This window comes from Microterricola pindariensis, assembly GCF_002936985.1.
GTDB lineage: Bacteria > Actinomycetota > Actinomycetes > Actinomycetales > Microbacteriaceae > Microterricola > Microterricola pindariensis.
In genome coordinates, this window is sequence record NZ_MPZN01000010.1 from 25476 (window position 1) to 42863 (window position 17388).

A 17388-nucleotide genomic window follows, 5' to 3' on the forward strand; every position below is an offset into this window, starting at 1 on the left:
CCCGCATCGTGAGCTCTGAAACTGCCGACACACCGCCCCGCGCCACGCGGGGCGGTGCGTTGCGCACCCCGACGGCGGCCGGCCGGCCGCCCGCGGCACACCCAGCCGACCGCGCCCGCTCGCCGTGGCTGCTCATCGGCGCCGGCGCCCTGCTCGTGCTGCTCGCCGTCGTCAGCACGTTCATCGGCGTCAGCGATGTCACACCCGCGTCGCTCCTGGCTGGCGGCATCGACGGCGAGGCCATGCAGCTGCTGCTGGCCAGCCGCCTGCCGCGCACCCTGGCGCTCGTTCTCACCGGGGCATCGATGGCCATCGTGGGCATGCTCATGCAGCTGCTCGTGCGCAACAAATTCGTCGAGCCGAGCACGGCGGGCACCACCGAGTCGGCCATGCTCGGCCTGCTCGTGGTCACGATCTTCGCCCCGTCGATGGGCCTGCTCGGCAAGATGGGGGTCGCGGCCGTGTTCGCGCTCGCCGGAACCGGCCTCTTCCTGCTGATCCTGCGGCGCATCCCGGTGCGCTCGATCGTCCTGGTGCCGCTCGTCGGCATGATGCTCGGCGGCATCATCGCCGCGGTCACCACCTTCTTCGCCTACCGCCTTGACCTGCTGCAGAGCCTCAACACATGGATGACGGGCGACTTCTCCGGCGTGCTGCGCGGCCGCTACGAGCTGCTCTGGCTGGCGTTCGCGATGACGCTGATCGCCTGGCTCGCCGCCGACCGGTTCACCGTCGCCGGTCTCGGCCAGGAGTTCACGACGAACCTCGGCCTCAACTACGGCCGCGTTCTCACGCTCGGCCTCGTGATCGTCTCGATCGTGACCGCCATCGTCGTGGTGACCGCCGGGGTCATCCCGTTCCTCGGCCTCGTCGTGCCCAACGTCGTCAGCATCATCTTCGGCGACAACATGCGCCGCACGCTGCCGTGGGTCGCGCTGATCGGCGCCATCTTCGTTGTGGCCTGCGACATCCTGGGTCGCGTGCTGCGCTACCCCTACGAGATTCCGCTCGGCATCGTCGTGGGCGTCGTCGGCGCTGCCCTCTTCCTCTACCTCCTGCTCAGAAGGTCGAGCCATGCCCACTAGTCCACCACTTCTTCAGCGCGGGGCGGATGCCGCGTCGCCGGCGTCGTCGCGCGCCGCCCGCGCCCGTGCGTCCCTGGCCCTGGTGCTGGGTTCGCCGCGGGTGCGCGTTGCACTGCTGGCGCTGGCAGCCCTGGCATCCATCGCCCTGTTCCTGTTCGTGGGCATCACCGGCAGCTGGGACTTCGCGATCCCGTTCCGGGGGCGCAAGGTGGCGGCCATGGTGCTGGTGGCCGTGGCGATCGGCGTGTCGACCGTGCTGTTCCAAACGATCACCGCCAACCGGATCCTGACGCCGTCGATCATGGGGTTTGACGCGCTGTACCTGCTCGTGCAGACGACGCTGATGTTCGTGTTCGGGGTGTCGGCCTTCACCAGCGTCGACTCGCGCCTCGTCTGGCTGGGCGAAGTGGCGCTGATGGTGGGGTTCGCCGGGCTGCTGTTCCGCTGGCTGTTCGTCGGCGCCAAGCGCAGCATCTACCTCCTCGTGCTGGTCGGCATCGTCTTCGGCGTGTTCTTCCGCAGCCTGGCCAGCATGATGCAGCGCATGCTCGACCCCGCCGCTTTCGCCGTGCTGCAAGACAGCTTCTTCGCCACGTTCAACGCGGTCGACCCGGCGCAGCTCTGGCTCTCGGCGATCGCGGTCATCGCCGTGTGCGTCGTGGCGCTGCGCCTGCTGCCCGTGCTGGACGTGCTCAACCTGGGCGAGGAACAGGCCATCGCGCTGGGCGTCAACCACCGCCGCACCGTCACGATCCTGCTCGTGCTGATCACGATCCTGGTGGCCGTGTCGACCTCGCTGGTGGGCCCCATCACCTTCTTCGGGCTGATCGTGGCCAATCTCGCGTACCTGATCGTCGGCAGCAGCCGGCACGCCCTTGTGCTGCCCGCCACGATCTTCCTCGGCGTGATCTGCCTCGTCGGCGGCCAGTTCGTGCTCGAACAGGTCTTCGGCCTCGGCACGGTGTTGAGCGTCGTGATCGAGTTCGTCGGCGGCATCCTCTTTATCGTCCTGCTTCTCAGAAAGGGCATTCGATGATCAGCATCAGCGGAGTCACCAAGCGCTACGGGCGCACCGCCGTCGTCGACGACGTCTCACTCGAGCTCGGCGGCTCCGGCATCACCTCGTTGATCGGGCCGAACGGCGCGGGCAAGTCGACGCTGCTGTCGATGATTGCGCGGCTCCTGCCGATGGATGAGGGCACCATCACCGTCGACGGGCTCGACGTCGTCAAGACGGCCGGCTCGCAGCTCGCCACCCGCCTCGCGGTGCTGCGCCAGGACAACCACCTGGCCGCGCGCCTGACCGTGCGCGAGCTTGTGGCCTTCGGGCGCTACCCGCACTCCAAGGGCCGGCTCACGGTGCTCGACCGGGAGCACATCGAGAACGCCCTCGAGTTCCTCGACCTCGGCGGCCTCGAGGGCCGCTACCTGGACGAGCTCTCCGGTGGCCAGCGGCAGCGCGCCTTCATCGCCATGGTGCTCGCCCAGGACACGAAGTACGTGCTGCTCGACGAGCCGCTGAACAACCTCGACCTGCGCCATGCCGTCGAGATCATGCGCCTGCTGCGCCGCGTCGCCGACGAGATGGACAAGCGCATCGTGATCGTGCTGCACGACATCAACTTCGCGTCGGTGTACTCCGACGAGATCATCGCCATGCAGAAGGGGCGCGTGCTCGCGCACGGCGGCATCGACGACATCATGCAGAACGCGGTGCTCGCGAACATCTACGGCATGCCGATCGACGTCTGCGAGATCGCCGGCCAGCGCATCGGCTACTACTACAGCTGAGCGGGCTCAGCCCAGCGGCATCCGCCGTTCGAGCCCGTCGAGGATGAGCTCGAGGCCGTAGCCGAACTCGACGGCGTAGCTGTAGGTCTCACCCCGGGAGAGGGTCGCGTTGAGCTCGGCGAGGTGCGGATAGTTCTCCGCCATCGCCAGGAAGCTCGCCATCAGCTCGTCGGTGCCCGCGTCGTCATCGTCGTCGAAGGGCAGATTCTGCTCGGTGAGCACGAAGCCGTAGACGTAGGCGTCGATCACCGAGAAGGCGTGCGCGGCGAGGGCCACGCTGAAGCCGCCCGCGCGCAGGCAGCCGAGCACCGAGTCGTGGTGGTGCAGCAATGCCGGGCCGGGGGCGCGGCGCGACTCGACGAGGCCGAGGGCCCACGGATGCCGCGCCAGCACGCTCCGGGCCGACGCCGCCCGCTCGGCCATCGCCGGCCGCCACGGCTGGCCGGGGGCCGGCAGCTCGATCCGGGCGAACACCCAGTCGGCGAGGTCGTCGAGCAGTGCCTCCTTGTTCGGCACGTGGTGGTAGAGCGACATCGCCTCGACGCCGAGCTGCTTGCCGACGTTGCGCATGCTCACGGCGGCGAGCCCGCCGGCATCCGCGACCCGGGCGGCCGCATCGGCGATGAGCGGGCGGGTGAGGGGCGTGCGGGGGGTCATTCGGCCTCCGGGAAGGTGGAGCGGCTCGGCCCTTGTGGACTTACGACCGTAAGGCTACAGTAGCAGCGCTGGCCGGCTTACGCATGTAAGGGAGAATCCGATGAGAGCCGCAATTGTCGAGAACTACGGTGCGCCGGAGCGGGTGCGCATCGCCGAGCTGCCCGTGCCGGTGCCGGGCGCGGGCGAACTGTTGGTGCGGGTGCACGCCGCCGCCGTCACGAGCGCCGATGCACGCATCCGGGCGGCCCGCTTCCCGCGCGGCTTTGCCCCGATGGCCCGGCTCATGTTCGGGGTGCGGCGGCCCCGGCGGCAGGTGCTCGGCAGCGCCTTCTCCGGCGTGGTCGAGGCGGTCGGCCCGGCCGCGCGGGGCTCGGACGCGGGCGGCTTCGCCCCCGGCGACGAGGTGTCCGGTATGACGGGCAGCCCGATGGGCGCGCACGCCGAATACCTCTGCATCGCGGCCTCCCGCGCCGTTCCGAAGCCCGCCGCGGTGAGCCACGAGGATGCGGCCGGGGTGCTCTTCGGCGGCAGCACCGCCCTGTACTTCCTGCGCAAGAAGGCGGACGTCGCGCCGGGAACCTCCGTGCTCGTCATCGGGGCCTCCGGGGCGATCGGCACCAACGCCGTCCAGCTCGCCGCACGGGCCGGCGCCCGCGTCACCGGCGTCTGCAGTGCCGGAAACCGCGCCCTCGTCGCCGGGCTCGGCGCCGAGCGCACGATCGACCGCGCCGGCACCGAGTGGGCAGAGCACGACGGGCGCTACGACGTCGTGCTCGACACCGTTGGCGTGCTGTCGCCGGCATCCGGCCGCCGGCTCCTGACCGAGCGAGGCGTGCTGCTGCTGGCGGTGGCCGACCTCTGGCAGATCCTCGGCGCCCACGGCAACGTCAAGTCGGGCACTGCGCCGGAGCGACCGGAGGACGTCGCGCTGCTGCTGCAGATGCTCGCCGCGGGCGAGCTCGTCTCGGTGACCGACCTCGTCGCCCCGCTGGAGGACATCGCCGCCGCGCACGCGCGAGTGGACACGGGCCGCAAGGTCGGCAACGTGATCGTGCGGCCGTAACCGACGGCGGAGGGGGCCAGCGGTTAGCATGGCGTCATGCCTGCCACGGCGACGCAGCACACGAGGCCGACGCGCACCAAGCGCCGCTCGCTGAGCGCGGCGCTCGACAACTTCTTCTTCGTCTTCGGTGGGCTCGCCGCCGTGTGGCTCGCCGTGCTGCTGGCCTCCGACAGCCTGGAGTGGGGCTGGGGAGCGATCTGGTTCGCGCTGGCGTTCTGGCTGCTGCTGGCCTACCTGGTTCTGCCGCGGCTGCACCGCATCCTCACCCAGCTCTACGTGCCCAACTACTTCATCGGGCGGGCCCGCACGAGCGACGGGCTGCTCGGCGACCCGGTCAACCTGGCGCTGCTCGGGGATTCCGAACAGCTGGAGCAGACGATGGATGCCGCGGGCTGGACGCGCGCCGACCAGGTGACGGGCGCATCGAGCAGGCGCATCATCACCTCCACGCTGACGCGGCAGAGCTATGACGAGGCGCCCGTGAGCCCGCTGTTCCTCTTCGGCCGGCAGCAGGACTTCGCCTACCAGCAGGAGGTCGAGGGCAACCCGTCCAAGCGCCACCACGTGCGCTTCTGGAAGTGCCCGGAGGGCTGGATGCTGCCGGGAGGCCACCGCGTCGACTGGCTGGCGGCCGGCACCTTCGACCGGGCCGTCGGCTTCTCGCTCTTCACCCTGCAGGTCACGCACAAGATCGACGCGAACACCGACATCGAGCGCGACCACATCGTCGCGACGGTGCGCGAGGCCGAGCCGAAGGCGCGCTTCGTGGTCATCCGGGACTTCTCGACCGGCTATCACGCCCGCAACGGCGGCGGCGACTCGATTCACACCGACGGCGACCTGCCCGTGATCGACCTGCGCCGGGTCGCGCTCGCCGCGGGCGCGGGCGCGGATGCCGGCGAGGCCGCCGGCGAGGTCGCCGGCGACGAGCCGCGCACGACCGAGCTGCGGGGGCTGTCGTGAGCGCCGCGTCCGGCAAGAGGCGGCCGGCGCCCACCACGATGGGGGCGGTGCTCATGTGCCTGCGGGCCCTCGCGGGCGTGCTCGTCATCGCGGTCGCGTTCGGAGACAGGGAGGACTTCCTCAACGACGTCATCTTCGAGGGCGCGAAGGCGACCGCCGAGGAGCAGGCCGCGGCCAGCGCCTTCGTCGACGTCCTCATGATCGGCTACGGCGCGTGGCTGCTGTTCTACCTCGTCCTGTCCTGGCTGGTGCTGCGCGGGGTCAACTGGGCGCGCGTCGCCGCGATGCTGTTCGCCACGGTGAGCATCCTGGTGTCGTTCTTCGAGTGGTGGCAGTCCGGTCTGGAGATCACCCTGCGCACGACGCTGCCCAGCCTGGCGCTCGACATCCTGATCCTGCTGGCGCTCTCCAGCCGGGCCGCGCGCGCGTTCGCGCGGCGCAACGACCCCGCGCCCACCCTCGCCCCCTAACCCCACCCAGTTGCCGAAATTCACGGGTGCGCGGGGCGCCTACCCCCGATTTGTGGCAACTGGGCGGGGGTGGGGTGCGGGTGGGAGCTACTGGGCGGTGAGGGCGTGTTCCCCGCAGAAGGTCTCCGACTCGGCCGCGCAGTCGGCGCAGACCACCATCTGCTCGCGGCAGGAGAGGTCGTTGCAGTTCTGCATGCGCTTGCTGGCCGCGCCGCAGCGCACGCAGGCGCCGATGACGGCCGTGTTCGCGCCGAAGTCGACCGAGCCGCGCTGGTCGAAGACGTAGAGCGAGCCGTCCCAGAGGCCGGAGTCGCCGAAGGCCTCGCCGTAGCGCACGATGCCGCCGTCGAGTTGGTAGACGTTCTCAAAGCCGCGGCTCTTCATCAGGCCGGAGAGCACCTCGCAGCGGATGCCGCCCGTGCAGTAGGTGACGATCGGGGTGTCCTTGAGGTGGTCGTACTTGCCGCTGTCCAGCTCGCTGACGAAGTCGCGGGTGGTGGCGACATCCGGCACGATCGCATTCTTGAAGCGCCCGATCTCGGCCTCGAAGGCGTTGCGGCCGTCGAAGAAGACGACCTCGGTGCCGGATGCCGCATGCTCGGCGACCAGGGCGTTCAGCTCGCGCGGCGCCAGCTTGGTGCCGCCGCCGACCACGCCGTCGGCATCCACCGCGAGCTCGCCGGGCGCGCCGAAGCTGACGATCTCGTCGCGCACCTTCACGCTGAGCCGCGGGAAGTCGAGGCTCGCCCCGGTCTCGTCGAGGCCGGTGCCCTCGCTCCACTTGAAGTCGATGCCCTTGAACGGCGCGTAGTCCCTGGTCTTGCGGACGTAGCGCTTGAGCGCCGCCATGTCGCCGCCGAGGGTGCCGTTGATGCCGTGCCCGGAGAGCAGGATGCGGCCGCGCAGGCCCAGCGACTCGGCGAGGTCGCGCTGCCAGAGGCGCACGGCCTCGGGGTCGGCGAGGGGCGTGAATGCGTAATAGAGGAGGATTTTGGCTGTGGCCACGAGCCAAGTTTACGGACTGCGCCCTCCACGGCGGCTGAGCGGGGAACGAGGGAAGACCGGGTGCCTACCGGGTGCCGCCGCCCGTTGCGACGTAGGCTGGCGGCATCCGGATGTCGCGGCGCAGCCGCCCCGCCCTGAATGGAGAACGACGATGTTCAGCTACGATCCCTATGCCGAGTTGGCCACGCTCAAGCAGTTCGCGCCGCTCACCGTCACGAGCGAGCAGCTGCGCGACGGCCAGCCGTTGGCGCCCGCCCAGTGGGGCGCGGGCGGCGGCCCCGGCGGTGCGGGCAGCGACACGTCGCCGCAGCTGAGTTGGAGCGCGGGCCCGGCCGGCACGCTGAGCTACGCCGTCACCTGCTTCGACCCGGACGCCCCGACCGGCTCCGGCTTCTGGCACTGGGCGGTCTGCAACATCCCGGCGAGCGTCACGTCGCTGGCCGAGAACGCCGGGGCGCCGGGCGGCGTCCTGCTGCCGGCCGGCAGCCTCACCCTGCCGAACGAGCGCCGGCTGACCTCCTTCGTCGGCGCCGGCCCGCCGCCGACGACGGGCGTGCACCGCTACATCTTCGCCGTGCACGCGGTCGATGTGGCCAGGCTCGAGCTCGACCCGCAGTCGACCCCAGCTGTCCTCGGCTTCAACCTGCACTTCCACACGCTGGCCCGCGGCACGCTCACCGGAACCGCGACGACCGACTAGGCGGCATCCGCCGGTGGTCGAGTGCAGCGGATGCCGTCAGCTCTTGTTGCCGGTGAGGGCGAGCACCCCGCCCAGGCCGATCATCATGGCGCCGCCGGCCCCGGCGAGGCGCTCGAGCCGTTTCGGGCTCTGCGCGAACCAGTCGCGGGCGGCGCCTGCGGTGAGCGCCCACAGGCTGTCGCCGATGAGGGCGAGCACGATGAAGACGAGGCCGAGCTCGGCCAGCTGCACAGGGATCATGCCCGCGCCGTAGTCGACGAACTGGGGGAGCACCGCCACGAAGAACACGATCGTCTTGGGGTTGGTGAGGCCGACGAGGAACGCCTCGCCGAGGATGCGGGTGGTGGGGTGCCGGAAGGCGCGGCCGAAGCGGGCGCCGCGGCTCTGTGGCGCCTCGGACGGCGTGATGCCAGCCGGCATCTCCTCTGCGGAGGCAGAGCTCGAGGCATCCTTGCGGTGCCGGATCGCCTGCACGCCGAGGTAGACGAGGTAGCCGGCGCCGGCGAACTTGATGACCGTGAACAGCGTCGCCGACTGCGCCACGATGGTGCCGACGCCGAGTGCGACGAGCACGAGGGCGGGCAGGGCTCCGAGCGAGTTGCCGAGCACGCTGAGCAGGCCGCCGGTGCGGCCGAGGGTCAGCGTGCGGCCGATGACGAACAGCACGCTCGGGCCTGGCAGGGCGATGAGCGCGATCGACGCCAGCGCGAAGGCGAGCAGGTTGGGCCACGGAACCATGCCGGAATGCTACTCCAGCGCCATCCGCCTGGCGCGCTCGCCGAGATGACACTTCGGCGTGTTCCCTGGCCCAGCGAAGACGTTCAACCGTCATCTCGATGCCGGGGGCTGGGCGGGCAGCGCGATAGCGTGAGGGGATGAGCGATGAACCGCAGGTACTGGTCCGGGTTGCCGACGGGGTCGGCCGGCTCACGCTCAACCGCCCACGGGTGCTCAACGCGTTGAACGCCGGGATGGTCGACACCCTGACCGAGGTGCTGCAGGGGTGGGCGGGCGACAGCGAGGTGTCCGTGGTCGTGCTCGACGGCGCGGGCGAGCGCGGCTTCTGCGCCGGCGGCGACATCCGCGAGCTGGCCGAGAACACGGCGGCGGGCAAGCACGCGGGCGCCCGGGAGTTCTTCCGCGCCGAGTACCGGCTGAATGCCATGATCGCCGAGTACCCCAAGCCCGTCGTCGCTCTGATGGACGGCATCACGATGGGCGGCGGCATCGGCCTGGCCGGGCACGCCGCGATCCGCATCGTCACCGAGCGCTCCCGCCTGGCGATGCCCGAGACGCGCATCGGCTTCACCCCCGACGTCGGCGGCAGCTGGCTGCTTGCCCGGGCGCCGGGGGAGCTCGGCACCTACCTCGCGCTGAGCTCGGCGAGCATGGCGGCGGCGGATGCCATCGACACCGGCTTCGCCGACTTCTACCTGCCCAGCGAGCTGCTGCCGCACCTGCTCCAGGCGCTCGCCGAGCGCGCGGACCCGGGCTCTCCGGCCGAGATCGCGATGCTCTTCGACGAGACGCCGGAACCGCTGGTCGCCGACGGCGAAACGTTTCAGTCACTGCATTCGCGCCGTGAGTGGATCGACGCCTGCTACTCGGCTGACACCGTTCCCGGGATCCTCGAGCGCCTGCGCGCCCGGCCCGAGGCCGAGGCGGCACAGGCCGCCGAGGAACTCGGGCGGCTCTCGCCGACGGCGCTTGCCGTGACGCTGGCGGCGCTACGCGCTGCGCGCCGGCTGCCGAGCCTGCGCGCGGCCCTCGAGCAGGAGTACCGCGTCGGCGCGTGGCTGCTCGAGCAGCCCGACTTCGCCGAGGGCGTGCGCGCCCTGCTGATCGATAAGGATCGCAGCCCCCGCTGGGAGCCGGCGACCCTGGCCGCGCTGCACGCGGATGCCGCGGCGTCCGCCCTCGCGCACCGCCCGGCCGAGCCGCTCTGGTAGGCCGAGGCCTCCTCACAACGCGGTCGACGGAGCGGGCGGCGCCGCGAAGCACCTCCGCGGCTGCCGGCCGCTAGGCCAGCGGCGCCCGTGCCGAAGCGAGCGCGGGATCACCCTCGCGGGCGGCGATGCGGCCCCGGATGAAGAAGACGAGCACGAGGCCGGTGATGATCACCACGATGTTGCCGAGGCCCGCGATCGTGGCGAGCGGGCCGTCCGTCGGGTGCGCGGTCTGCAGGAAGATGCTCGAGTCGGTGCTGGCGTGCAGCAGGATCGGCCAGATGATGTTGCCGGTCACGCGGAGCGTGAGGTACATGCAGATGCCGAACGCGAAGGTGTAGACGAGCTGAACCAGCGTCGGGAACAGGTCCTGGCCGCCGAGCAGGTTGCCGGCGTGCAGCGCAGAGAAGATGGCTGCCGAGACGAGCGCCACCGCCATCTCCGAGTGCCCGGCCTTGCGCATGATGTTCACGACGTAGCCGCGGGTGAGCACCTCTTCCGCGAAGCCGACGAACAGGGCCGCAATCAGCCAGGCCGCAACCAGGTCAAACCCGGCCGCCTCGTAGTCGAGGGTCGCGAAGCGCAGGATGTTGAAGAGGAGCACCGCCGCGACGGCGATCCACATCCACCAGCTGCCGCGGATGGGCTGGCGGCCGAACAGTTCGCGGAGCCAACCCAGCGACAGCCCGAAGAGCACCAGGATCACACTGCCGAGCATGATCGGAAGCGCATACGCGATGAGGACGAAGGCGGCGCTGTCCTGGTCGACACCTACAGCCAGCGGCACGAAGAGGAGCGAGCCGAGCTCGTAGAGTGCGAAGTAGGCGGCGGCGAGGATGACCGCCTTCCACCACCCTCCGCGTTCCCAGAATCGCTTCCATGGGGACAGTGACGCGTAGTCGGGCATGGGGCTCCATCGGTGAAGGGGTGGATGGCCGGTGCGACCTCAGCAAAAATGCTAGCGGCTCACCCGCCCGGGACTCAATGCGAGGCCCGCTGCCCGGATGCCGCCCCGCGCACTGGTCTCGGCCGCGCTCTGCAGCGTTCCTGTATACATTCGGTGTCAAAAGTTCGCCCCCGACTGGCATTATCCCCACGTCGACCCCTACTATGTATACATAGTGGGCTTCACGGCCGCCACACGGACACACAAAGGGGGCGACATGCGCGCTGGAGACCGGGCATACGAAACCCTCCGCACCGAGATCCTCGACGGCGTTCTGCGCCCGGGCACCGTGCTCGCCGAGGTGGAGCAGTCCATCCGGCTCGGCGTCTCCCGCACCCCCGTGCGCGAGGCCCTCACCCGGCTGACCGCCGACCGGCTGGTCACCGCGCTCTCCGGGCGCGGCCTCGTCGTCAGCGAGATCTCCCCGGACAACATCGTCGGGCTGTACGAGCTGCGCCAGGCGCTGGAGGGCCAGGCGGCCATGCTCGCCGCCCGCCGCCGCGACGACGTCGCCTTCCGCCAGTTGCAGCGCCGACTCGGCAGCGCCCCGACCCTCCTCGAGCAGGGCGATGAAGGCCTCCGCGAGTACTTCGCCCTCGTCGACGACATCGACCAGGCCATCGACGAGGCCGTCGACAACGACTACCTCGTCGCCGCCCTGCAGAGCGTGCGGCTGCACTCCAGCCGCATCCGCAGGCTCGCCAGCCACGACCACGACCGCCTCCGGCAGGCGGCATCCGAGCACCTCCTGATCGTCGAGGCGATCCTGGCCGGCGACGCGTCCCTCGCCAGCCACGCCACCCACGTGCACCTGCACAAGAGCTTGACCAACGCCCTCTCCAGCGCCGAGAGTGAAGCGACGAGCACCGCCAGCAACACCGTTTAGACACGCACCCCGCAGCACGACGAAAGGACCATCCGTGCAGACTCACCACCTTCGAGTGCACCGCAGCGACGAGAACCTCGCCCGCGAGGGCCAGCTGGCCTACAAGCTCGCCGAGCTCGCCGCCGACCCCGTCGAGGTGAGCGAGGAGGTCACCGAGATGGTGATCAACCGCGTGATCGACAACGCCGCCGTCGCCGCGGCATCGCTCACCCGCGCGCCCGTCGTCTCGGCCCGCTCGCAGGCCACCTCGCACCCCGTCTCGGTGCACGGCGCCGGCGCCAACGTCTTCGGCCTCGACCCGGCCCGGCGCACCAGTCCAGAGTGGGCGGCCTGGGCCAACGGCGTCGCCGTGCGCGAGCTCGACTACCACGACACCTTCCTGGCCGCCGAGTACTCGCACCCCGGCGACAACATCCCGGCGATCCTCGCCGTCGCCCAGCACCTCGCCGAGAAGCGCGAGCTCAGCGGCCGCGAGCTGGTGCGCGGCATCGCCACCGGCTACGAGATCCAGATCGACCTGGTCAAGGCGATCAGCCTGCACAAGCACAAGATCGACCACGTCGCCCACCTCGGCCCGAGCGCCGCCGCCGGCATCGGCACCCTGCTCGGCCTCGACGTCGACACGATCTTCCAGTCCATCGGCCAGGCGCTGCACACCACGACGGCCACCCGCCAGTCGCGGAAGGGCGAGATCTCCTCCTGGAAGGCGCACGCCCCGGCCTTCGCCGGCAAGATGGCCGTCGAGGCCGTCGACCGCGCGATGCGCGGCGAGACCAGCCCGACCCCCATCTACGAGGGCGAGGACGGCGTCATCGCCTGGCTGCTCGACGGCCCGGATGCCGCCTACGAGGTGTCGCTGCCCGAGCGCGGCGAGGCCAAGCGCGCCATCCTCGACAGCTACACCAAGGAGCACTCGGCCGAGTACCAGGCGCAGGCCATCATCGACCTGGCCCGCCGCCTGCACAACGACTACCCGCTGATCCTCGACAACGTCGAGAACATCGCAAGCGTCGTGCTGCACACCTCGCACCACACGCACTACGTGATCGGCTCCGGTGCCAACGACCCGCAGAAGTACGACCCGACGGCCAGCCGCGAGACGCTGGACCACTCGATCCCGTACATCTTCACCGTCGCCCTGCAGGACGGTAGCTGGCACCACGTCGATTCCTACGCCCCGGCCCGCGCCCAGCGCCCGGACACGGTCGCGCTGTGGAACAAGTTCAGCACCGTCGAGGACCCGGAGTGGACCCGCCGCTACCACTCACTCGACGTGAACGAGAAGGCCTTCGGCGGCAAGGTCGTCATCACCCTGACCGACGGCAGCACCATCGTCGACGAGATCGCCGTCGCCGACGCCCACCCGCTCGGCGCCCGCCCCTTCGCCCGCGCCGACTACATCAACAAGTTCCGGATGCTGGCCGAGCCGGTGCTCTCCGGCGCCGAGATCGACCGCTTCATCGCCCTGGCCGAGCGCCTGCCAGAGCTCGGCCCGGCCGAGCTCGGCGGGCTCACCTTCCAGGCGACCCCCGGCGTGCTCTCCTCGGTCGCCACCCCGGAGGGGATCTTCTAATGCTGTACGCCCAGACCACCCCGGCCGAGAAGCGCATCGCGTTCCGTGCCGGCCTCGCCAGCGGAGAGCTGCTGCGCTTCCCCGGCGCGTTCAACCCGCTCTCGGCCCGACTGATCGAGAAGAAAGGCTTCGACGGCGTCTACATCTCCGGCGCCGTGCTGAGCGCCGACCTCGGCCTGCCCGACATCGGCCTGACCACGCTCACCGAGGTGGCCGGCCGGGCCAAGCAGATTGCCCGGATGACCGAGCTGCCCGCGATCGTCGACGCCGACACCGGCTTCGGCGAGCCGATGAACGTCGCCCGCACCGTGCAGGAGATGGAGGATGCCGGCCTGGCCGGCATGCACATCGAGGACCAGATCAACCCGAAGCGCTGCGGCCACCTCGACGGCAAGCAGGTCGTCGACTCCGACACGGCAATCAAGCGCATCCGCGCCGCCGTCGACGCCCGCCGCGACCCGAACTTCCTCATCATGGCGCGCACCGACATCGCAGCCGTCGACGGCCTGGAGGCCGCGATCGACCGGGCCAAGCGCCTCGTCGACGCCGGCGCCGACGCCATCTTCCCCGAGGCGATGCGCTCGCTCGAGGAGTTCGCGGCGATGCGCGCGGCCGTGGACGTGCCGCTGCTGGCCAACATGACCGAGTTCGGCAAGAGCGAGCTCTTCACCGTCGAGCAGCTGCAGGGCATCGGCATGAACATGGTCATCTGGCCGGTGTCGATGCTGCGCCTGGCGATGGGAGCCACCGCGCGCGGCCTCGACTCGCTGACGGATGCCGGCACGCTCGAGCCCCTGCTCGGCGAGATGCAGCACCGGGCAGACCTCTACGAGCTGATCGACTACGAGGGCTACAACCACTTCGACTCCGGAGTGTTCAACTTCACTGTCACGAAATAGTGTGTTGCGGGCCGGCGTGAATCCGGCCGCGGCATCCGCACCACCCCCGCACCACGAGCAAAGGAATCAGACGACGATGACTGACGAGACTCCCACCATCTTCAAGGGCCTGGCCGGGGTGCCTGTGGACTTCACCGCGATCTCCAAGGTGAATCCGGACACCAACTCGCTGCTCTACCGCGGCTACCCGGTGCAGGAGCTGGCCTCAATGTGCAGCTACGAGGAGGTCGCCTGGCTGCTCTGGTACGGCGAGCTGCCGACCCGCGCCGAGCTGGACGGCTTCATGGCGGAGGAGCGGGCCTCGCGCACACTCGCCCCGAACGTGCGTCGCGCGATCGACGACCTGCCGCTCAGCACGCACCCGATGGACGTCTGCCGCACCGCCGTCAGCATCATCGGGGCCAACGACCCGGATGCCGAGGACAACGCGCCGGAGCAGAACCTGCGCAAGGCGAAGCACCTGTTCGCCCAGCTGCCGGCGATCGTCGCGTACGACCAGCGCCGCCGCCACGGGCAGGAGCTCGTCGAGCCGCGCGCCGACCTCGACTACTCGCAGAACTTCCTCTGGATGACGTTCGGCGAGGAGGCCGACCCGGCCGTCGTAGACGCTTTCCGGGTGTCGCTGGTGCTCTACGCCGAGCACTCGTTCAACGCCTCCACCTTCACGGCGCGCGTGATCGCCTCGACGCTCTCCGACATCTACTCGGCTGTGACCGGCGCGATCGGCGCGCTCAAGGGGCCGCTGCACGGCGGGGCGAACGAGGCCGTCATGCACACCTTCGACGAGATCGGCTCCGCCGACAAGGCCGAGGCGTGGCTCGAGGAGGCCCTCGCCCGCAAGGCCAAGATCATGGGCTTCGGGCACCGCGTCTACAAGAACGGCGACTCCCGCGTTCCGACGATGCGCACCGCGCTGGAGGCGATGGCCGCGCACTACGAGCGGCCGGACATGCTCGAGCTCTACGAGGCGCTGGAGACCGCGATGGTGTCGCGCAAGAACATCAAGCCGAACCTCGACTACCCGGCCGGCCCGACGTACCACCTGATGGGCTTCGACACCGAGACGTTCACGCCGATCTTCGTGGCCGCCCGCGTCGTCGGCTGGACCGCGCACGTGATGGAGCAGCTCGCGTCCAACGCGCTGATCCGGCCGCTCTCGGTGTACAACGGCGTCGACCAGCGGGAGCTGCCCGCGTGAGCTGGCTCCACCTCCGCTGGTCGAGTAGCGAGGAACGAGCGTGTCGAGACCTCGCGCGTGGATGCTCTCGCGGGAGCGTGATTTCGATACGGCCGTAGACGGCCTGCTCAATCGACGGGAGCGCGCGGGCTTTGAGGATTCGCACAACAGATTCCGTTGCATCCGCACCTCGCAGATAGCGTGAGGCCCATGCACATGTTCTTCCGCACGATGATGCACATGCTGGTGTTCTCGCGGCGCAAGCCGCGCCTCGGCCACTACGACGTCGCCCACACCAACTTCCGGGTGCTGCCGACCGACCTCGACATCCTGAACCACATGAACAACGGCGTCTACCTGTCGATCATGGACGTCGCCCGCTTCGACATGCTCGTGCGCAACGGCGTCTGGGCGATCTTCAAGGAACGCGGCTGGTACCCGGTCGTCGTCGCCGAGACGATCAGCTTCCGCAAGTCGCTCGAGCCGTGGCAGCGCTTCACGATCGAGTCGCGCATCCTCGGCTTCGACGACAAGGCCGTCTACGTCGAGCAGCGCTTCGTGCGCCCCGATGCCGACGGCAACCCCGAGATCTACGCCCAGGGCTTCATCCGCGGCCGCTTCCTCAAGCGCAGCGGCGGCGTCGTGGCGATCGAGGATCTGCTCGAGGCCGTCGGTGCCGTGCCGGAGGAGATGGAGCTGCCCGAGTGGCTGCTGCGCTGGGCCCCGGATGTCGCCCTGCCGGCCACCCGTGCCGAGGCGCCCTCCGTCTGGAGCTAGGCGAACCCCGCTCCGATCCGTCCACGCCAGTTCGGCCGGGTCTGCGCCAGCTGAGCTGGCGCAGACCCGGCCGAACTGGCGCAACCTGCCGTTCTCCGCCGGCATTTATGACGAAACGGTAACAAAAAGACCGTGTAATTTTGCCGGAGTGTTTACGGAAAAAATAAGCTCACTTAGGGTTTCAGGCATGGCTGAGCTCGAAGGTGCGCATGCCCTCGTGCGGAGGACCCACGAGGAGCGCGTTCTGCGTGCCCTGCGCGAGCTCGGCGCCCTCAGTCGGGCCGAGATCTCCGAGCGCGTCGGCCTCTCCCGCACCACCACCTCCGAGATCACGGCCGAGCTCATCCAGCGCCGCGCGATCGTCGTCGTGGCCCCGGATGCCGCGGAGCGCGCCGGCCGCGGGCGCCCCGCCGAGCGCCTCGTGCTCGACCCCGGGGCTGGCCAGGTCATCGGCATCGACTTCAGCCACGGCCGCGTGTACGCCGTCGTCGTCGACGCGAGCCAGCAGATCATCGCCGCCGGCGTCGCCGACTACGGCACCGGCTCCGCCTGGACCGAGCGCGCCGAGATCGCCTTCGCCCTGCTCGACCGGCTGAAGTCCCAGCACGAGGTGCACTACGGCGCCCTCCAGGGCATCGGCCTCGGCTTCCCCGGCCCCTTCTCGGCCAACGGCGCCCGCCTGGCCCTCGGCCGCGACCGCCGCGACACCTCCGCCGTGGACGGCGCCCGCGAGCTGCTGCAGTGCTTCACCGAGCGCTTCGCCGCCCCCGTGCACATCGACAACAACGCCCGCCTCGCCGGCCTCGCCGAGGCGATCTGGGGCGGCCAGACGCCCTCGTCCAGCCTGCTCTACCTGCGACTCTCGCAGGGCCTCGGCGGCGGCCTGGTGCTCGGCGGCACCCTGGAGACGGGCGCGTCCGGCTACGCCGGCGAGATCGGCCACATCACGGTCGCCGTCGACGGCCTGGACTGCCGCTGCGGCAAGCGCGGCTGCCTGGAGACCATCGCCTCGATCCCCGCCGTGCTCGCCGAGTGCGCCCGCCGCGGGGCCACCCTCCCCGACCTGGACGCCCTGCAGGGCGCGGCCGAGAACGGCGACCCCATCGCCACCGCCGTGCTGCGCGAGGTCGGCGTCGCCGTCGGCCGCGTGCTGGGCGGCCTCGCCACTGCGCTCGACCCGGCCGAGATCGTGATCGGCGGGCCGCTCGCGCTCGCCGCCCCGATGATCGTCGACCAGGCGCGCGCCTCCATCGCCTACGAGCTTCTCCCCATCCCGCAGGCCGAACCGGTCGTGCGCGCGGCGACCCTCGGCTCCGACGACGGGGCCCGCGGCGCCGTCGCAGCGGTGCTGCGCCGGTCGTCGCTGCTCGAGCGCTACCAGAGCGCCCCGGCATCCGCCCCCACAGATTCTCAGTCGCCAGTTTCATTGCAAAGGAGCACCACATGATCG

General features: G+C 70.3%; 18 protein-coding genes. 14 read left to right on the forward strand and 4 right to left on the reverse strand.

Features of this window, described 5'->3' with window-relative positions; all coding sequences use genetic code 11:
* Positions 1 to 8: 8 nt before the first annotated feature.
* Genes GY24_RS04825 through GY24_RS04835 form a run of 3 tightly spaced genes read left to right on the forward strand, consistent with a single transcriptional unit; the run spans position 9 to position 2876 of the window.
* Complete coding sequence (locus GY24_RS04825) at positions 9 to 1085, forward strand: ABC transporter permease (RefSeq protein WP_324778144.1); 1077 nt, start codon at positions 9 to 11, stop codon at positions 1083 to 1085.
* A complete protein-coding gene (locus GY24_RS04830) occupies positions 1075 to 2121 on the forward strand; it encodes an iron chelate uptake ABC transporter family permease subunit (RefSeq protein WP_104474610.1) in 1047 nt (348 codons plus the stop codon). The genes GY24_RS04825 and GY24_RS04830 overlap by 11 nt, the downstream gene beginning before the upstream one ends.
* Positions 2118 to 2876, forward strand: coding sequence for an iron ABC transporter ATP-binding protein (locus GY24_RS04835; protein ID WP_104474611.1), 759 nt, complete (start codon positions 2118 to 2120; stop codon positions 2874 to 2876). Before GY24_RS04830 ends, GY24_RS04835 begins: the two co-directional genes overlap by 4 nt.
* 6 nt (positions 2877 to 2882) lie before the next feature.
* On the opposite strand, the gene GY24_RS04840 is transcribed toward GY24_RS04835, so the two are convergent.
* On the reverse strand, positions 2883 to 3533 hold the full coding sequence (locus tag GY24_RS04840) for a TetR/AcrR family transcriptional regulator (protein WP_104474612.1): 651 nt from the start codon (positions 3531 to 3533) through the stop codon (positions 2883 to 2885).
* A gap of 100 nt (positions 3534 to 3633) precedes the next feature.
* On the opposite strand from GY24_RS04840, the gene GY24_RS04845 reads away from it, so the two are divergent.
* From GY24_RS04845 to GY24_RS04855, 3 genes are read left to right on the forward strand one after another with little or no spacing between them, the layout of a single operon-like run.
* Positions 3634 to 4596: an NAD(P)-dependent alcohol dehydrogenase gene (locus tag GY24_RS04845; RefSeq protein WP_104474613.1), complete on the forward strand. Its 963-nt coding sequence runs from the start codon at positions 3634 to 3636 to the stop codon at positions 4594 to 4596.
* A 36-nt stretch (positions 4597 to 4632) separates the two neighbouring features.
* Positions 4633 to 5559: an LssY C-terminal domain-containing protein gene (locus tag GY24_RS04850; protein WP_104474614.1), complete on the forward strand. Its 927-nt coding sequence runs from the start codon at positions 4633 to 4635 to the stop codon at positions 5557 to 5559.
* The gene (locus GY24_RS04855) at positions 5556 to 6029 is read left to right on the forward strand and encodes a hypothetical protein (RefSeq protein WP_133161117.1); all 474 of its coding nucleotides are present in this window, start codon (positions 5556 to 5558) and stop codon (positions 6027 to 6029) included. The genes GY24_RS04850 and GY24_RS04855 overlap by 4 nt, the downstream gene beginning before the upstream one ends.
* Positions 6030 to 6116: 87 nt before the next feature.
* Here the strand turns inward: GY24_RS04855 and trhO are convergent, their stop codons facing one another.
* Positions 6117 to 7034: an oxygen-dependent tRNA uridine(34) hydroxylase TrhO gene (trhO, locus tag GY24_RS04860; protein WP_104474616.1), complete on the reverse strand. Its 918-nt coding sequence runs from the start codon at positions 7032 to 7034 to the stop codon at positions 6117 to 6119.
* A 151-nt stretch (positions 7035 to 7185) separates the two neighbouring features.
* Here trhO and GY24_RS04865 point away from each other — a divergent pair, with 151 nt between their 5' ends.
* Entirely contained in the window at positions 7186 to 7734 is a 549-nt protein-coding gene (locus GY24_RS04865) for a YbhB/YbcL family Raf kinase inhibitor-like protein (RefSeq protein ID WP_104474617.1), read from the forward strand.
* 36 nt (positions 7735 to 7770) lie between these two features.
* Here GY24_RS04865 and GY24_RS04870 read toward each other — a convergent pair whose 3' ends face one another.
* A complete protein-coding gene (locus GY24_RS04870) occupies positions 7771 to 8472 on the reverse strand; it encodes a LysE family translocator (RefSeq protein ID WP_104474618.1) in 702 nt (233 codons plus the stop codon).
* 137 nt (positions 8473 to 8609) lie between these two features.
* Here GY24_RS04870 and GY24_RS04875 point away from each other — a divergent pair, with 137 nt between their 5' ends.
* Entirely contained in the window at positions 8610 to 9683 is a 1074-nt protein-coding gene (locus GY24_RS04875; protein ID WP_104474619.1) for an enoyl-CoA hydratase/isomerase family protein, read from the forward strand.
* A gap of 70 nt (positions 9684 to 9753) precedes the next feature.
* Here the strand turns inward: GY24_RS04875 and GY24_RS04880 are convergent, their stop codons facing one another.
* Positions 9754 to 10587, reverse strand: a complete 834-nt coding sequence (locus GY24_RS04880) for a CPBP family intramembrane glutamic endopeptidase (protein WP_104474620.1) — start codon at positions 10585 to 10587, stop codon at positions 9754 to 9756.
* 256 nt (positions 10588 to 10843) lie between these two features.
* Between GY24_RS04880 and GY24_RS04885 the strand changes: the two genes are divergently transcribed.
* From GY24_RS04885 to GY24_RS04910, 6 genes are all read left to right on the forward strand, one after another.
* Positions 10844 to 11512, forward strand: a complete 669-nt coding sequence (locus tag GY24_RS04885) for a GntR family transcriptional regulator (RefSeq protein ID WP_104474621.1) — start codon at positions 10844 to 10846, stop codon at positions 11510 to 11512.
* A gap of 34 nt (positions 11513 to 11546) precedes the next feature.
* The gene (locus tag GY24_RS04890; RefSeq protein ID WP_104474622.1) at positions 11547 to 13085 is read left to right on the forward strand and encodes an MmgE/PrpD family protein; all 1539 of its coding nucleotides are present in this window, start codon (positions 11547 to 11549) and stop codon (positions 13083 to 13085) included.
* On the forward strand, positions 13085 to 13984 hold the full coding sequence (gene prpB / locus GY24_RS04895; RefSeq protein ID WP_104474623.1) for a methylisocitrate lyase: 900 nt from the start codon (positions 13085 to 13087) through the stop codon (positions 13982 to 13984). The genes GY24_RS04890 and prpB overlap by 1 nt, the downstream gene beginning before the upstream one ends.
* Before the next feature lie 76 nt (positions 13985 to 14060).
* Positions 14061 to 15182, forward strand: a complete 1122-nt coding sequence (locus tag GY24_RS04900) for a bifunctional 2-methylcitrate synthase/citrate synthase (protein ID WP_104474624.1) — start codon at positions 14061 to 14063, stop codon at positions 15180 to 15182.
* A gap of 189 nt (positions 15183 to 15371) precedes the next feature.
* Complete coding sequence (locus GY24_RS04905; RefSeq protein ID WP_162842924.1) at positions 15372 to 15938, forward strand: thioesterase family protein; 567 nt, start codon at positions 15372 to 15374, stop codon at positions 15936 to 15938.
* A gap of 187 nt (positions 15939 to 16125) precedes the next feature.
* Positions 16126 to 17385, forward strand: a complete 1260-nt coding sequence (locus GY24_RS04910; RefSeq protein WP_161498685.1) for an ROK family transcriptional regulator — start codon at positions 16126 to 16128, stop codon at positions 17383 to 17385.
* Positions 17386 to 17388: the final 3 nt, after the last annotated feature.

Coding starts and splice junctions, on each gene's coding strand:
- GY24_RS04865 (WP_104474617.1), top strand. CDS start 7,186: ATGTTCAGCTACGATCCCTATGCCGAGTTGGCCACGCTCAAGCAGTTC.
- GY24_RS04830 (WP_104474610.1), top strand. CDS start 1,075: ATGCCCACTAGTCCACCACTTCTTCAGCGCGGGGCGGATGCCGCGTCG.
- GY24_RS04880 (WP_104474620.1), bottom strand. CDS start 10,587: ATGCCCGACTACGCGTCACTGTCCCCATGGAAGCGATTCTGGGAACGC.
- GY24_RS04835 (WP_104474611.1), top strand. CDS start 2,118: ATGATCAGCATCAGCGGAGTCACCAAGCGCTACGGGCGCACCGCCGTC.
- GY24_RS04905 (WP_162842924.1), top strand. CDS start 15,372: ATGCACATGTTCTTCCGCACGATGATGCACATGCTGGTGTTCTCGCGG.
- GY24_RS04870 (WP_104474618.1), bottom strand. CDS start 8,472: ATGGTTCCGTGGCCCAACCTGCTCGCCTTCGCGCTGGCGTCGATCGCG.
- GY24_RS04910 (WP_161498685.1), top strand. CDS start 16,126: ATGGCTGAGCTCGAAGGTGCGCATGCCCTCGTGCGGAGGACCCACGAG.
- GY24_RS04845 (WP_104474613.1), top strand. CDS start 3,634: ATGAGAGCCGCAATTGTCGAGAACTACGGTGCGCCGGAGCGGGTGCGC.
- GY24_RS04840 (WP_104474612.1), bottom strand. CDS start 3,533: ATGACCCCCCGCACGCCCCTCACCCGCCCGCTCATCGCCGATGCGGCC.
- GY24_RS04850 (WP_104474614.1), top strand. CDS start 4,633: ATGCCTGCCACGGCGACGCAGCACACGAGGCCGACGCGCACCAAGCGC.
- GY24_RS04900 (WP_104474624.1), top strand. CDS start 14,061: ATGACTGACGAGACTCCCACCATCTTCAAGGGCCTGGCCGGGGTGCCT.
- GY24_RS04875 (WP_104474619.1), top strand. CDS start 8,610: ATGAGCGATGAACCGCAGGTACTGGTCCGGGTTGCCGACGGGGTCGGC.
- GY24_RS04885 (WP_104474621.1), top strand. CDS start 10,844: ATGCGCGCTGGAGACCGGGCATACGAAACCCTCCGCACCGAGATCCTC.
- prpB (WP_104474623.1), top strand. CDS start 13,085: ATGCTGTACGCCCAGACCACCCCGGCCGAGAAGCGCATCGCGTTCCGT.